Consider the following 14581-nt stretch of genomic DNA (forward strand, 5'->3'; position numbering starts at 1 on the left):
CGTTTCAGACGGCCTTTTTCTGTTTTAATAAATAATGTTTTTTCCGTAGCTCTCTAATATTTCTTTGATTTTCAAAATGGTTTCTTTAGGCGGCGGATGTACCCCTTTTAACTTGTATTCATCGCCGCACAAAGCCCATTTATGTGCGCCCAATTCGTGATACGGCAAAAGCTCGACCATTTCGACATTATCCATATCACCGATAAACTCGCCCAATAAATGCGCTGAACGCTCATCATCGGTATAGCCTGGAACAACCACATAACGAATCCGCGTCGGCTGATTGCGTTCGGCAAGATAGCGCGCGAATTTCAGCGTTTTGGTATTAGGGATACCGACAAGCACTTTATGAATTTCAGGATCGATTTGTTTTAAGTCGAGCATGACCAAATTGGTATGATCGAGCAAATCATCCAAAATCGAATCATAGTGCAAAGCATAGCCATTGCTGTCGAGACAGGTATGAATATCGTGTTCCCGACAGGCCGTAAACCAATCGCGTACAAACTCATATTGCAATAACGGCTCGCCGCCTGTTGCCGTTACGCCTCCGCCTGTCGCACGCAGATAATGACGATAGGTCATGACCTGCTTCATCACAGTTGCCACGTCTAATTCCTGCGCCTGCTCGGTATGGAGATCCCATGTGTCGCGATTATGGCAATAAAGACAACGCATCAGGCAACCTTGCAAAAAGAGCACGTAGCGCAAACCCGGACCATCGACAGCGCCGCAAGATTCAATCGAATGAATAATGCCTTTGCCGTTATAGTGACGGTGGCCAAGGTTTTTCAGTTCCGGCTCGGGAGTGATGGCAAAAGTCGTGGACATAATGTTCGGCTCAAAAATAATTTTGCTGATGTGAATTGTACGATAATAAAGGCCGTCTGAACATTTCAGACGGCCTTGGAGCTTTGTTTCAAAACAAACCAAATGCAAATTTAACTTCTGGTTTGTTTCGCCACCCGGATTACATGGTTTCTGTGAACGTACGGGTAATCACGTCAAGCTGTTGTTCGCGGGTCAACGAGTTGAAGCGAACCGCATAACCGGACACACGAATGGTCAACTGCGGATATTTCTCCGGATTGTGCATCGCATCTTCCAAAGTCTCGCGATTCAAAACGTTGACGTTCAAGTGTTGACCACCTTCCAAAATACCGTCTTCATGGTGAAAATAACCGTCCATCAAACCGGCAAGGTTGCGTTCGCGAGAATGCTCGTCTTTACCCAACGCGCCAGGAATAATGGAGAAGGTATAAGAAATACCGTCTTTTGCAAACTCAAATGGCAGTTTGGCTACGGAAGTCAATGAAGCGACTGCACCGTTGACGTCACGGCCGTGCATCGGATTTGCACCCGGACCAAACGGAGCGCCTGCACGGCGGCCGTCTGGAGTATTACCGGTTTTCTTACCGTAAACAACGTTGGAGGTAATAGTCAGTACGGACTGAGTCGGAGTGGCGTTGCGGTAAGTTTTGTGGGTTGCCACTTTTTTCATGAAGCGTTCAACCAAATCGCAGGCGATATCGTCAACGCGGTCGTCGTTGTTACCAAATTGTGGGTATTCGCCTTCGATTTCGAAGTCAACGGCAATGCCATTTTCATCACGAATCGGTTTTACTTTGGCGTATTTAATGGCAGACAAAGAGTCGGCAGCCACAGACAGACCGGCGATACCACATGCCATCGTACGGATCACATCACGGTCATGCAATGCCATCAATGCAGCTTCGTAGCTGTATTTGTCGTGCATGTAGTGAATGATGTTCAGCGCGGTAACGTATTGGGTTGCCAACCAATCCATGAATTTGTCCATGCGCTCAAAGACAGTGTCGTAGTCCAAAACTTCGTCCATAATCGGCTCGGTTTTCGGACCAACTTGCTCTTTAGATTTCTCGTCCACGCCGCCGTTGATTGCGTACAGCAGAGTTTTAGCCAAGTTAGCACGTGCGCCGAAGAACTGCATTTGTTTGCCGACCACCATCGGGCTGACGCAGCAGGCAATGGCGTAGTCGTCGCTATTGAAGTCAGGGCGCATCAAATCGTCGTTTTCGTATTGGATGGACGAAGTATCGATGGATACTTTGGCGCAGAATTCTTTAAAGCCTTGCGGCAGTTGTTCTGACCACAATACAGTGATGTTTGGCTCAGGAGACGGGCCCATGTTGTACAGGGTATGCAGCACGCGGAAGTTGGTGCGTGTTACCAAGGTACGGCCGTCCAAACCCATACCGCCGATAGATTCGGTTGCCCAAATCGGGTCGCCGGAGAAGAGTTGGTCGTATTCCGGCGTACGCAGGAAACGGACCATACGCAGTTTCATCACCAAGTGGTCAATGAATTCTTGCGCTTGGGTTTCGGTAATCACACCGTTTTTCAGGTCGCGTTCGATGTAAATATCCAAGAATGAAGATACACGGCCGAAGGACATCGCTGCGCCGTTTTGAGATTTAACGGCAGCGAGGTAGGCAAAGTAAGTCCATTGGATGGCTTCTTGTGCATTTTTTGCAGGGCCGGAAATGTCGTAGCCGTAAGAAGCCGCCATTTCTTTCATTTGACCCAAGGCTTTGTATTGTTCGTTGATTTCTTCACGACGGCGGATCACTTCTTCCAAGTCCACACCGTTTTCCAAATCGGCTTGCAGTGAGTTGAACTGGTTGAGTTTGTCTTTCATCAAGAAGTCGATACCGTACAATGCAACACGACGGTAGTCGCCGATAATACGGCCGCGGCCATAAGCATCCGGCAGGCCGGTAATCACACCTGATTTACGGCAGCGGCGGATGTCGGGCGTATAAACGTCAAATACGCCTTGGTTGTGGGTTTTGCGATATTTGGTGAAAATTTCGCTGACTTCAGGATTCAATTCAACGTTGTACACTTTGCACGCATCTTGTACCATTTTCAAACCGCCAAACGGCATGATAGAGCGTTTCAAAGGCTCGTCTGTTTGCAGGCCGACGATGGTTTCCAAATCTTTGTCGATATAGCCTGGAGCATGGCTGGTAATACCGGATACGATTTGCGCGTCGATTTTATACGGCTCATGCGTACGGTTTTCAACCTTGATGCCTTCCATCACTTCCGCCCACAGTTTGGTTGTGGCTTCGGTTGCTGGTGCCAAGAAAGAGGCATCGCCTTCATATGGCATGTAGTTTTTTTGAATAAAATCGCGGACATCTACGTTGGTTTCCCAGTTGCCACCGACAAAACCTTCCCAAGCGGCTGGACGTTGCTGAACATCATTTGACATATCAAGCTCCTAATTTTATTGAAAATATAGACTGTAAATTTTCTGAAAGGATAACATCAATACCCATTTATTTACAGGGGTTTTTATGAAATAAAATTACAGATTTGGTTTTTCTTGATTTACGTCAATGAGAATAATTGTTACTTAGCACTACATCTCACTTTCCAAACATTCGTACTTAAAAACAGCGTAAAATACAAAATTCAGCCCTGAAGACAGGTGTTCTTCAGGGCTGAATTTTTATTGCATTTTATATAAAAGGCCGTCTGAAAATTCAGACGGCCTTTTATTCACTTCATCAATTAAGCAAACGGATGGTGCAGAACGATGGTTTCTTCACGATCAGGACCGGTTGAAACAATAGCCACAGGCGCACCGCAAACTTCTTCAATACGTTTCAGATAAGCTTTAGCGTTTTCAGGCAGCTTGTCGTACTCTTTCACACCGAAAGTCGACTCGCTCCAACCCGGCATGGTTTCATAAATCGGTTTGCAGGTTTCTACCGCATCGGAGCCGCAAGGCAGAATGTCAGTTTTGCTGCCATCAGGCAATTCATAACCTACACAGATATTGATGTTTTTAATACCATCCATCACGTCCAGCTTGGTAATGCACATGCCAGAAATGCCGTTAACTTGAATAGAGCGTTTCAGAGCAGCTGCGTCAAACCAGCCACAACGACGCGCACGACCGGTTACAGAACCGAACTCATGGCCGCGCTCTGCCAAACCTGCGCCCACTTCGTCAAACAATTCAGTCGGAAATGGACCGGAACCCACACGGGTGGTATAGGCTTTAACGATACCCAAAACGTAATCCAGCATTTGCGGACCTACGCCTGCACCGGCAGAAGCGGCACCAGCCAAGCAGTTGGAGGAAGTTACAAACGGATAAGTACCGTAGTCGATATCCAGCAACGTACCTTGCGCGCCTTCAAACAACAGGCTTTCGCCTTTGCGGTTTTTCTCGTTCAAAACACGGGAAACATCGGTAATCATCGGCGTAATGCGCGGTGCAACTTTTTCAATGACCGCCATCACGTCTTCAACTTTTACCGGCTCGGCATTGTGCAGGTGTTGCAACTGGACATTGTAATAAGCCAAAACAGCTTCCAGTTTCTCAACCAGTTTTTCAGGGTGCAACAAGTCCACCACGCGAATCGCGCGACGGGCAACTTTATCTTCATAGGCCGGACCGATGCCGCGACCGGTTGTACCAATTTTGCTTTTACCGCGGGAAGCTTCGCGTGCTTGGTCAAGCGCAATGTGGTAAGGCAGAATCAATGGGCAGGTCGGCGCAATTTTCAGACGGCCTTCGACGTTTTTCACACCGGCAGCGTTCAATTCGTCGATTTCACCCAACAATGCTTCAGGAGAAACGACAACACCTGAGCCGATGAAGCAGTCCAAAGTCTCGTGCAAAATGCCGCTTGGAATCAGGCGCAAAATGGTTTTTTTGCCACCGACAACCAAAGTATGGCCGGCATTGTGGCCGCCTTGGAAACGTACAACACCGCTGGTTTCTTCCGCCAGCCAGTCAACAATCTTACCTTTGCCTTCATCACCCCATTGGGCACCGATTACGACAACATTTTTAGCCATAGCCATCTAACCTTATTTCAGATACAAAATTTCAAAATAAAACTTAATCGTTCAAAGCGATTACTTTCCAAACGCCGTCTACCTGTTTCAGACGGCCTGTAACCTCTTCCGAACCGTTATAGCCGATACCGTAATCGATAACGACACATTGTCCCTGTTCGCGCAAAGCATCTACCGCTTCATGAGCCGCAGGCATGTCTTTTACATCGACAGCCACCACGGATTCCCGTCCGATAGCAGGAAGGCGGCCGATAAAGCTGCGCAAATCAAAACTGAATCCGGCCGCAGGACGCGCGCGTCCGAAGTATCCGCCCAATCCATCATAACGGCCGCCGCGTGCCACGGCATCATGACGGTTTGAACCATAAGCCGCGTAAAGCAAACCGGTGTGGTAATTGTCAACGCGCAGTTCCGACAAATCGATATGCACTTTTTGATTTGGAAACGCATCGCATACCGCCTGCAATTCATCCAAGGCCGCACTGACTGCGGACAATTCCGGTAATTTTTCTCTAGCCACAGTCAGCACTTCATGACCACCGTACAGTCGGGGCAACAATGAAAACGCTTTTGCCCACATGCCATCAAGTTTCCACTCTTTGACCAACTGGCTGACAGCCTCAGCATCCTTGTCCTGCATCGATGACAGCAGGGTTGCCGATTGCTGCTCATCCAAATGCGCGGCATTTGCTAAAGCACGGAATACGCCGATATGGCCTAATGAAAGCAAAACTTCGCCCATATCGGCAATCTTCATGCTTTTCAGCATCAAATCAATCAATTCGATATCCGCTTCAATGCCTTCCAAGCCGTACATTTCCGCACCCGCCTGCAAAGGCTCGCGCATATTGAGCAATCCATCAGGACGCGCATGAAGCACCGAACCGGCATAGCATAAACGGTTGATGCCTTGGTTGGCAGAAAGCAAGTGGGCATCAATACGCGCAACCTGCGGCGTTATATCCGCGCGGATACCGAGCTGGCGGCCGCTAAGCTGATCGACGACCAAAATAGTTTTCAAAGACAAACCGGCATCGATATGTGTCAATAAGGAATGGCTGTATTCCATCAATGGCGGTTGCACCAATTCATAACCATGCACGCGGAACAAAGCCAACAGCTGCTCACGGGCGCTTTCCAGTTGTCGGGCATTGGTCGGTAACACGTCGGCAACGTGTTCAGGAAGCTGCCAAGACTTCATGAGAATCTACCTCTGTTTTTTTTGTAAACATAAAGGGCTGCTTAAATTTAAAACCAAATCAGCCTGACGACTGAAATTTTCCTGAATGCGTCAACGGCAAATCCGATGCGGCTTCAACAAAACTGATTTTAAATTTAAACAGCCCCTAAGTAACGGCTTCAAACCGTCGAGTTATTAAAATCAGACTTTACCATATTAAAACGAATTTTGCACCCTGTTTACAGAGAGCGTAAAAAAACATTAAAAACAAAGGCCGTCTGAAAACCAAATGCATAGCTGCATCATTTTCAGACGGCCTTAATTCATGCCTGAACAACCCGACGCTTAGCGCCAGTAACGCCACCAAGGCATATCGTCAGATCGCCATTCGTGTTGCAAGAACGGGCTTTGCGGGAAGTTGGTTTCCAAAACACGGCGTGTATCAGCAGCCAGTTGCGGCTTGTCTAGTTTTTTGTATGCCAATTCCATCATCGCCAAAGCTTCTTCGACGTAACGTGTATTTTGGTAACGGCTGACAATTTTTTGCGCACGGTTGGCCGCTGCGACATAAGCACCGCGTTTCATGTAATAACGCGCCACAGATATCTCGTTACCACCTAAAGCGTCCACCAGCTTGGCCATACGCTCGGTTGCATCGGCAGCGTATTTGCTGTTTGGATAACGTTGAACCAACTCGGCAAACGCCTGATAAGCATCGCGGTTGGCTTTCGGGTCGCGGTCGGACCAGTCTTGGGAAGCCAGCTTGTTCAAGAAAGACTGGTCTTCGTTAAACAGAACCAAACCTTTCAAGTACAGCGCGTAGTCCATATTCGGATGTTGCGGATGATGGCGTTGGAAGCGCGCAATGGCAGCCAAGGCTTTTTCCGGCTCATCGTCTTTATAATAGGCATACGCCGTATCCAACTGAGACTGCTGGGCATAGCGGCCGTTTGGAAAACGGGATTCTAAAATTTCGTATAACTTGACAGCTCGCGTATAATTGTTGCTGTTCAATTCGTCTTGCGCTTCGGCATAAAGCTTTTCCACACTCCAATCTTGAGTAATTTGGGCGTCTTTATCGATTGTGCCTTTATTTGCGCAGGCACTCAGTGCCAAACCTAAAGAAACTACTAAAAGAATTTTTTTCATGCAGAATACTTCCTTTGATAACGAAGCCGATTATAGCGATGATTTAGACTTTCCGTCATCCCCTGAAACAGAAAGTTGTGTTAATTTGACCGTTCCGCTCGAAATGGCGGGCGGAAGGCTGGATGCTGTATTGGCCAAACTCATGCCCGACTACTCGCGCAGCCGCCTGAGTTCGTGGATTAAAGAGGGTGCAGTCATTGTAAACGATAAGCCTGCTCAACCCAAAGATAAAATGATAGGCGGTGAATTGATTGCCGTTACGGTACGTCCGAGCGAAGAAAACCTTGCGTTCACACCTGAACCGATGGATTTGGACATTATTTATGAAGACGATACCGTCATCGTCATTAACAAACCGGCTGGATTGGTCGTCCATCCTGCCGCAGGCAACTGGAGCGGCACCCTGCTCAACGGCCTGTTGGCGCATTGTCCCGAATTAAGCCAAGTACCACGTGCGGGCATCGTACACCGTTTGGACAAAGAAACCAGCGGCCTGATGGTGATCGCCAAGACCCTGCCGGCGCAAAACTCACTGGTTCAACAGCTTCAAGAGCGCACAGTCAAACGCATTTACCGCGCAGTCGCCAACGGCATTGTTCCTTTCGACGGCAAAATCGAAACCCAAATCGGCCGCGATCCGCACAACCGCCTGAAAATGGCAGTCGTCAAATTCGGCGGCAAACCTGCCATTACCCACGTCAAAGTGTTGGAACGTTACCTGGCGCACAGCTACATCGAATGCTCGCTCGAAACCGGCCGCACGCACCAAATCCGCGTTCATATGCGCGAAGCCAACCATCCGCTGGCCGCCGATCCTGTTTACGGCAACCTGCGCCATCCATGCAGCGATGCGGTTAAAGAAGCCATCAAAGCCCTCGGCGCGCGCCAAGCCCTGCATGCCTACCGCTTGAGCTTTGTACACCCAAAAACCGGCGAAACCGTTTCCTTTGAAGCGCCTATGCCTGACGATATGTACCACCTGCTCTCCGTCCTGCGTCTGGAAGCCGGTTTGGATTCGTCCCTAAGCAACGAGGAAGAATGGCAAGAGAAATTCGGCATGGACGATGATGATGATTGGAATGAAGACGACTACGATGTCGAAGTCGTTTATGTAAGGGATTAAACCCATAGTTTCAGACGGCCTAAAATATTATTTGAGGCCGTCTGAAATCAATCCGTTCCAATATTTCAGCGATTTAAAGATTATGAAAACCATCACAGATACCCTAAACCTCGCCCCGCAAGGCAAGAACTTTTTGACTGCCGACTGGCCTGCCCCTGCCAATGTTAAAACGCTTATTACCACGCGCAACGGCGGTGTCAGCGAAGGTGTGTACCGTAGCCTGAATGTCGGTTCGCACGTCGGCGACAATCTGGAAGCCGTGCTCCGCAACCGCGAAATCGTACAGGAACAAGTCGGCCTGCCCGTTGCCTACCTCAATCAAATCCACAGCACCATTGTTGTGAACGCAGCTGAAGCGTTAGGCAATACGCCCGACGCCGATGCCTCGGTTGATACGACGGGTACGGTCGCCTGCGCTTCAATGACTGCCGATTGCCTGCCTGTCTTGTTTTGCGACAAAGTAGGGACCGTTGTTGCGGCAGCTCATGCAGGTTGGCGCGGTTTGGCTGGCGGCGTTTTGCAAAACACCATTGCGGCAATGAATGTCGAGCCGCTGGAAATCATGGCCTATCTCGCGCCTGCCATCGGCCCTGATGCGTTTGAGGTGGGACAAGATGTATTTGATGCGTTTTGCACACCTATGCCGGAAGCTGTCGATGCGTTTGAAGACATCGGCGGCGGCAAATACCTTGCCGACATTTACGCTTTGGCGCGCATAATTCTGCACCGCGAAGGCGTGAACATGATTTATGGCGGTACCCATTGCACCGTCTTGGAACGCGATACTTTCTTCTCCTACCGCCGCGACGGGCAAACCGGCCGCATGGTCAGCCTGATTTGGTTGGAAAAATAAGATTTTCGCCATCAAAGACAAGGCCGTCTGAAATACTTTCCGTTTACAGTTTCAGACGGCCTAAACATTATTCGTTATAATCCGACGATACCGTAACCGGTTTCAACGAAGGAATATCCAATGAAAAAAATCCTATTGCCTGCACTCGCCCTCTTGCTTGCCTCTTGCGGTTTCCACCTGAAAGGCACTGGTGTGACTTCTCAGCCGCTGCCTTATCAGAACTGGCATGTAGAAGGCGGAGCCGTCATGCAAAAAGCGCTGGAAAATGCCTTACGCCGTGCCGACGGCCATCCGGTTAGCGAAGCCGAATCACAAATCACCCTGCGCGTTGTCGACTTTCAAAAACGCCGTGACATCTACACCATCACCCGCGCCGCCGCAATCAATGAATACCTGCTAGCCATGACTGTCAAAGCCCAAGCCTTCCGCAACGGCGAGCCGGTTGGCGAACCGATGGAAGTCAAGGTTCACCGCACCATGGACTACGCCGACAGCGAAGTTTTGGGCAAACAGGAAGAGGAAGAAACCATTTGGTCTGAAATGCGCATCGATGCTGCAGATCAAATCGTCCGCCGCCTGACTTTCCTGAAGGCGCAATAATGGCTGCCGCGCCCATTGAGAGCCTGCGCCCCGATACGCCGCTCAAACCGTTGTACATCATCCACGGCGAAGAGGATTTGTTGCGCATCGAGGCTTTGGATACGCTGCGCGCAGCCGCAAAAAAACAAGGTTATCTCAACCGCGAAGTCTATACCGCCGAAAACAATTTTGACTGGAACGAGCTGTTGCAAAGTGCCGGCAGCGCAGGTTTGTTTGCCGATTTGAAACTGCTGGAAATCCACATTCCCAACGGCAAACCCGGCAAAAACGGAGGGGATGCCCTGCAAACCTTCGCCGAACGCCTGCCCGAAGATACGGTTACGCTCATCCTACTGCCCAAGCTTGAAAAAGCGCAAATCCAGTCCAAATGGTTTTCCGCATTGGCAGGCAAAGGCATCGTCTTAGAAGCCAAAGCCGTTGCGCCACATGCTTTGCCGCAATGGATACAGGGCCGTCTTAAACAGCAGGGTTTGGATATCGAGCCTGAAGCACTCGCCCTTTTTGCCGAGCGCGTCGAAGGCAATCTTTTGGCCGCCCGTCAGGAAATCGAAAAACTCGCCCTGCTCCATCCTCAAGGCCATTTAATCAATATTGCCGACGCAGAAGCCGCAGTTGCTACCGTCGCCCGCTTCGACGTATTCCAACTGTCAGGCGCATGGATGAAAGGCGATGCCCTGCGCGTTTCCCGTTTGCTGGACGGTTTGGAAGAAGAAGGCGAAGAGCCGGTTTTGCTGTTGTGGGCGGTTGCCGAAGACATCCGCACCCTAATCCGCCTCACTGCCGCACTCAAGCAAGGCCAAAACATCCAAAGCCTGCGCAACAGCCTGCGCTTATGGGGCGACAAGCAGACCCTTGCACCGATGGCGGCCAAACGCATTTCCATCAACCGCCTGCTCGACGCGCTCAAAACCTGCGCCAAAATCGACCGCATCATCAAAGGCGCGGAAGAAGGCGATGCATGGACCGAGTTCAAACAACTCGTTACTTCGTTGGCCGCTTGAAACCGTTGCCTCGCGTCAAGAAACTTGCACGCAATACGCCCCAAAAACAGAAAATACTGTAAAATAGCGTAAACTTAAATTCAGGCCGTCTGAACCTCGCATTTCAGACGGCCTCTTCCAGCAAAAAACAAGGAAACACCAACCATATGGATAATAAAACCAAACTTCGCATCGGCGGTCTGGCCCTGCTGACCACTGCCGTATTAAGCCTCATCATCGTTCTGATCGTCGATTCATGGCCGCTGGCCATCCTGTTGTCCGTCATCATCGTAGCCGCTGCTGCAGGCGGTTTCGTTTGGACTTCACGCCGTCAGCAACGCCAATTCCTCGAGCGCCTGAAAAAATTCGACATCGATCCGGAAAAAGGCCGTATCAACGAAGCCAACCTGCGCCGCATGTACCACAGTGGCGGTCAACATCAAAAAGACGCGATTACCTTGGTTTGCCTGTCGCAAAAATGTTCCGTTGACGAAGCGCACGCCATCTTCAAAAAACGTCCGACCCGTCAGGAAATGAACCAAATGGCTGCCCAACAGGCACGCGGTCAAAAACGTCCACATCGCTAATCCCGACAGTAACAGGCCGTCTGAACATCCCACTCCGTTTCAGACGGCCTGTTTTTATTTCCATCAAACCCATTTCCGTTTCCATCGCATTATGACCCGTCTTCCCACTGCCCCTCTCAAACGCCGCCTTGCCGCACTGGTTTACGAACTTCTGCTGACCGGCGCCGTGACCAGCATTGCTGCCCTTGCAGCCGGCATTGTCGCCATCTTTCTCAATCCCGTTTCCACGCGCCTGTCCATGCTGACAACCTGTCTGATTCTGTTCTACGCATGGTGGCTCTACTTCCGCGCCAACTGGCACAAAAAAGGCCAAACCCTCGCCATGCAGACATGGAAAATCGGCTTAGCCGATAAAAACGATACCCAGCCGCAACTGCCGCAACTGCGCCTGCGCTTTATTTGGGCTAGCATTTTTATTGTCTTCATTCCCCTATTTGCCTACGCCGGATTGCGTCATCTGCTCAATATACCGCCCAAAGGCGCATTCGGCGCCGCGCTTATTTGGCTCATCCTACCATGGGGCTTTGCCCTGTTCCATCCCGACCGCCAGTTCCTCTATGACTTCTTGGCCGGAACAAGGCTGGTGGATTTAAATCAGAAGAAAACAAACGAATAAAATTCGCAAGCATCTCAAGCCCTAAATGAAATAAAGGCCGTCTGAAACTCAAGATAAGTTTCAGACGGCCTTTAATCATGAAATCAAGCGATGATTATTCTTGCCAACGTTTGAACACCAGCGAAGTATTGACGCCGCCAAAAGCAAAGTTATTGCTGACCACATAATCTGTTTGAATCTCACGTCCGCCCGTTTGAATATAATCCACCTTGCCGCAACGCGGATCGATGTTTTCCAAATTGACGGTCGGCGCAAACCAACCATTGTTCATCATTTCAATGGTAAACCAGGCTTCCAATGCGCCGCACGCGCCGAGTGTATGACCAAGGTAGCTTTTTTGCGAACTCATCGGTATAAAACCAAACACCGCTTCAGTAGCCAATGTTTCGGCAATATCGCCTTTTTCGGTCGCCGTACCGTGGCCGCTGACATAGCCGACTTTATCAGGCGTAATACCGGCGTCTTTCAGCGCAAGCTCCATACATTTTTGCATGGTCTCTTTTTGCGGTTGGGTAACGTGGCTACCGTCGCTGTTGGCACCATAGCCGACGAGTTCGGCATAGATTTTCGCACCGCGCGCACGGGCGTGTTCCAATTCTTCCAATACGAAAATGCCTGCGCCTTCGCCGATGACCAAGCCGTCTCGAGCGTTGTCGTAAGGGCGCGGCGTCAGCTCAGGCTCGCCGTTACGGCGGCTGGCGGCATAAAGTGAATCGAAAACATAAACTTCGGACGGACAAAATTCTTCGCCGCCGCCGGCCAGCATCATATCAATCAGGCCGTATTTAATCGCTTCGTAGGCATAACCAATGCCTTGGCTGCCGGAAGAACACGCGCTCGAAGTCGGGATAATGCGGCCTTTCAAACCGAAGAAAATGCCAATATTGGCGGCAGTCGTATGCGGCATCATACGCACATAAGTATTGGCGTTGAAATTGCGCGATGTGCCTGTTATCAAAAGTTCGCCCATATCGCCGATGTCTTTGGTGCTGCCGACAGACGAACCGCACGCCACGCCCATACGGCCGTCTGTAATGCTTTCATCACCCAGCAAACCCGCATCCGTCAAGGCTTGCTCCGCCGCATCGACACACAAATGCGATACGCGACCCATGCTTCTAAGCTGCTTGCGCGTCCAGTGTTCGGGAGGAGAATAGCCTTCAATCGGAGCACCCAGTTGCGCTTCCAATTCAGGAAAGCGTCCGCTCCAGTCCATGTATTTGACCGCGTTTTTTTCGGCTTTAAAGGCCGTCTGAATACTTTGCCAATCACGGCCGAAAGCGGTAATACCGCCGATACCTGTTACAACGACTCTTCTAGTATTCAACACAAACCTCCGTTCACAGCAATCACTTGGCGCGTAATGTACGCCGCTTTTTCATCCATCAAAAAGCGCACCGCATGCGCCACTTCCTCAGGCAATCCCATACGCGCGGCAGGGACGGCCTTTAAAATTTCTTCGACAGGTACGTTCTCATCGATAATATCGGTATCGATAAGACCCGGTGCCACGCAGTTGACGGTAATGTTACGTTTTGCCAACTCAACCGCCAAGGCTTTTGCCGCGCCGATCAAACCCGCTTTGGACGCGCTGTAATTGACCTGACCACGATTGCCCGTCAAACCGGACACCGACGCCATGCACACAATCCGTCCGGCTTTTCGGCGGCGGATCATCGGCATGGTCAAAGGGTGCAACACATTATAAAAACCGTCCAAATTAGTACGCAGCACCAAGTCCCAATCATCATCTGTAAACGCAGGAAACGCATTGTCGCGCGTCAGCCCGGCATTCAGTACCACGCCGTAATATGTGCCGTTTGCCTCAATGTCGGCAGTCAAAATTTCTCGGCAGGCTTCGCGGTCGGACACGTCAAACTGCAACACGCGCGCATTTCTACCCAATGCACGGATTTCTTCTGCAACAGCTTCTGCTTCATCGCGACGGCTGCGGCAGTGGACGACAATATCAAAGCCGTCCTGAGCCAAACCAAGCGCGACGGCTTTGCCGATACCGCGATTAGACCCTGTAATTAAAATAGTTTCACTCATACGTTTTCTCACTATATCGACAGGCCGTCTGAATCTTTGTCTTTTCAGACGGCCTTGTAAACGGTTTAAATGATTTGACCGTCTTTCGGACTGTACACATTTAAAGAAGCTTTTGCCAGCAAACCGTCCGGCGGCAACAGATGCTTCACATCTTCCGGCGCATCCGTCCAGCGCAACTCGCAATCAAATACGCCCATGCCGCCCAAATCCTGAATGGACACATGCGCCCTGACTTCCAGCTCAGTACCGACAGGCACGGAATCGGCAAACAAATCCAGCTTGCGCGTTCCCAATAAAAAACCCAAACGGACAGGCTCTCCAGCCTTTAAAGCCTCAATGCCTGCAAACGCGCCTATGCCCTGCGCCATCAATTCCATATAAGCCATAGACGGCAACACACCATCCTGCAGCAAAATATGCTTGTCGCCAACCGGCGCACGGCAAACCGTGTAGTCATCGCCAAATTCTTTCACACAATCGATTAGCACCATATGTCCGCTGTGCGGAAGCAGCGAAGTCACATCATAAATCGGGGCACTCGGTATTGAAGGCATAAAATGTCATCCGGGAATAAATTACGTTAC

14 protein-coding genes are annotated in these 14581 nt (G+C 50.2%); 6 read left to right on the top strand and 8 right to left on the bottom strand.

Annotated elements, in window-relative coordinates; genetic code table 11:
• Positions 1–24: 24 nt before the first annotated feature.
• The 5 genes from pflA to DBY95_RS03220 all read right to left on the bottom strand — a co-directional run bounded on the left by pflA (position 25) and on the right by DBY95_RS03220 (position 7186).
• On the bottom strand, positions 25–831 hold the full coding sequence (pflA, locus tag DBY95_RS03200) for a pyruvate formate lyase 1-activating protein (protein WP_107723667.1): 807 nt from the start codon (positions 829–831) through the stop codon (positions 25–27).
• A gap of 139 nt (positions 832–970) precedes the next feature.
• Positions 971–3256 carry a formate C-acetyltransferase gene (gene pflB / locus DBY95_RS03205; RefSeq protein ID WP_107723360.1) on the bottom strand — a complete coding sequence of 762 codons (2286 nt, stop codon included), beginning with the start codon at positions 3254–3256 and terminating at the stop codon, positions 971–973.
• A gap of 302 nt (positions 3257–3558) precedes the next feature.
• Positions 3559–4857: an adenylosuccinate synthase gene (locus DBY95_RS03210; protein WP_199903848.1), complete on the bottom strand. Its 1299-nt coding sequence runs from the start codon at positions 4855–4857 to the stop codon at positions 3559–3561.
• 43 nt (positions 4858–4900) lie between these two features.
• On the bottom strand, positions 4901–6058 hold the full coding sequence (locus DBY95_RS03215) for an ATP phosphoribosyltransferase regulatory subunit (protein ID WP_107723362.1): 1158 nt from the start codon (positions 6056–6058) through the stop codon (positions 4901–4903).
• Between the two features lie 324 nt (positions 6059–6382).
• Positions 6383–7186, bottom strand: coding sequence for an outer membrane protein assembly factor BamD (locus DBY95_RS03220; protein ID WP_003680807.1), 804 nt, complete (start codon positions 7184–7186; stop codon positions 6383–6385).
• On the opposite strand from DBY95_RS03220, the gene rluD reads away from it, so the two are divergent.
• The 6 genes from rluD to DBY95_RS03250 all read left to right on the top strand — a co-directional run bounded on the left by rluD (position 7185) and on the right by DBY95_RS03250 (position 11945).
• On the top strand, positions 7185–8309 hold the full coding sequence (rluD, locus tag DBY95_RS03225) for a 23S rRNA pseudouridine(1911/1915/1917) synthase RluD (protein ID WP_107723363.1): 1125 nt from the start codon (positions 7185–7187) through the stop codon (positions 8307–8309). The genes DBY95_RS03220 and rluD overlap by 2 nt on opposite strands.
• 82 nt (positions 8310–8391) lie before the next feature.
• Positions 8392–9162 (top strand): peptidoglycan editing factor PgeF, encoded by a 771-nt coding sequence (pgeF, locus tag DBY95_RS03230; RefSeq protein WP_107696894.1) that lies wholly within the window; start codon positions 8392–8394, stop codon positions 9160–9162.
• Between the two features lie 120 nt (positions 9163–9282).
• The gene (gene lptE / locus DBY95_RS03235) at positions 9283–9762 is read left to right on the top strand and encodes an LPS assembly lipoprotein LptE (RefSeq protein ID WP_003680809.1); all 480 of its coding nucleotides are present in this window, start codon (positions 9283–9285) and stop codon (positions 9760–9762) included.
• On the top strand, positions 9762–10763 hold the full coding sequence (gene holA / locus DBY95_RS03240) for a DNA polymerase III subunit delta (protein WP_107723364.1): 1002 nt from the start codon (positions 9762–9764) through the stop codon (positions 10761–10763). The genes lptE and holA overlap by 1 nt, the downstream gene beginning before the upstream one ends.
• A 146-nt stretch (positions 10764–10909) precedes the next feature.
• Complete coding sequence (locus DBY95_RS03245; protein WP_107723365.1) at positions 10910–11329, top strand: hypothetical protein; 420 nt, start codon at positions 10910–10912, stop codon at positions 11327–11329.
• 91 nt (positions 11330–11420) lie between these two features.
• Complete coding sequence (locus tag DBY95_RS03250) at positions 11421–11945, top strand: RDD family protein (RefSeq protein ID WP_107723366.1); 525 nt, start codon at positions 11421–11423, stop codon at positions 11943–11945.
• Between the two features lie 94 nt (positions 11946–12039).
• On the opposite strand, the gene DBY95_RS03255 is transcribed toward DBY95_RS03250, so the two are convergent.
• From DBY95_RS03255 to DBY95_RS03265, 3 genes are all read right to left on the bottom strand, one after another.
• Complete coding sequence (locus tag DBY95_RS03255; protein WP_107723367.1) at positions 12040–13275, bottom strand: beta-ketoacyl-ACP synthase; 1236 nt, start codon at positions 13273–13275, stop codon at positions 12040–12042.
• Complete coding sequence (fabG, locus tag DBY95_RS03260) at positions 13269–13997, bottom strand: 3-oxoacyl-ACP reductase FabG (RefSeq protein ID WP_107723368.1); 729 nt, start codon at positions 13995–13997, stop codon at positions 13269–13271. The genes DBY95_RS03255 and fabG overlap by 7 nt, the downstream gene beginning before the upstream one ends.
• Before the next feature lie 65 nt (positions 13998–14062).
• Positions 14063–14551, bottom strand: a complete 489-nt coding sequence (locus DBY95_RS03265; protein ID WP_199903849.1) for a thioester dehydrase — start codon at positions 14549–14551, stop codon at positions 14063–14065.
• Positions 14552–14581 lie beyond the last annotated feature (30 nt).

The sequence above is a fragment of the Neisseria subflava genome, assembly GCF_003044935.1.
Taxonomy (GTDB): Bacteria; Pseudomonadota; Gammaproteobacteria; order Burkholderiales; family Neisseriaceae; genus Neisseria; species Neisseria subflava_E.

Bases quoted from the DNA above. Each gene is read 5' to 3' on its own strand.
- pflA (WP_107723667.1), bottom strand. From the start codon at position 831: ATGTCCACGACTTTTGCCATCACTCCCGAGCCGGAACTGAAAAACCTT.
- pflB (WP_107723360.1), bottom strand. From the start codon at position 3,256: ATGTCAAATGATGTTCAGCAACGTCCAGCCGCTTGGGAAGGTTTTGTC.
- DBY95_RS03210 (WP_199903848.1), bottom strand. From the start codon at position 4,857: ATGGCTAAAAATGTTGTCGTAATCGGTGCCCAATGGGGTGATGAAGGC.
- DBY95_RS03215 (WP_107723362.1), bottom strand. From the start codon at position 6,058: ATGAAGTCTTGGCAGCTTCCTGAACACGTTGCCGACGTGTTACCGACC.
- rluD (WP_107723363.1), top strand. From the start codon at position 7,185: ATGCAGAATACTTCCTTTGATAACGAAGCCGATTATAGCGATGATTTA.
- DBY95_RS03220 (WP_003680807.1), bottom strand. From the start codon at position 7,186: ATGAAAAAAATTCTTTTAGTAGTTTCTTTAGGTTTGGCACTGAGTGCC.
- pgeF (WP_107696894.1), top strand. From the start codon at position 8,392: ATGAAAACCATCACAGATACCCTAAACCTCGCCCCGCAAGGCAAGAAC.
- lptE (WP_003680809.1), top strand. From the start codon at position 9,283: ATGAAAAAAATCCTATTGCCTGCACTCGCCCTCTTGCTTGCCTCTTGC.
- holA (WP_107723364.1), top strand. From the start codon at position 9,762: ATGGCTGCCGCGCCCATTGAGAGCCTGCGCCCCGATACGCCGCTCAAA.
- DBY95_RS03245 (WP_107723365.1), top strand. From the start codon at position 10,910: ATGGATAATAAAACCAAACTTCGCATCGGCGGTCTGGCCCTGCTGACC.
- DBY95_RS03250 (WP_107723366.1), top strand. From the start codon at position 11,421: ATGACCCGTCTTCCCACTGCCCCTCTCAAACGCCGCCTTGCCGCACTG.
- fabG (WP_107723368.1), bottom strand. From the start codon at position 13,997: ATGAGTGAAACTATTTTAATTACAGGGTCTAATCGCGGTATCGGCAAA.
- DBY95_RS03265 (WP_199903849.1), bottom strand. From the start codon at position 14,551: ATGCCTTCAATACCGAGTGCCCCGATTTATGATGTGACTTCGCTGCTT.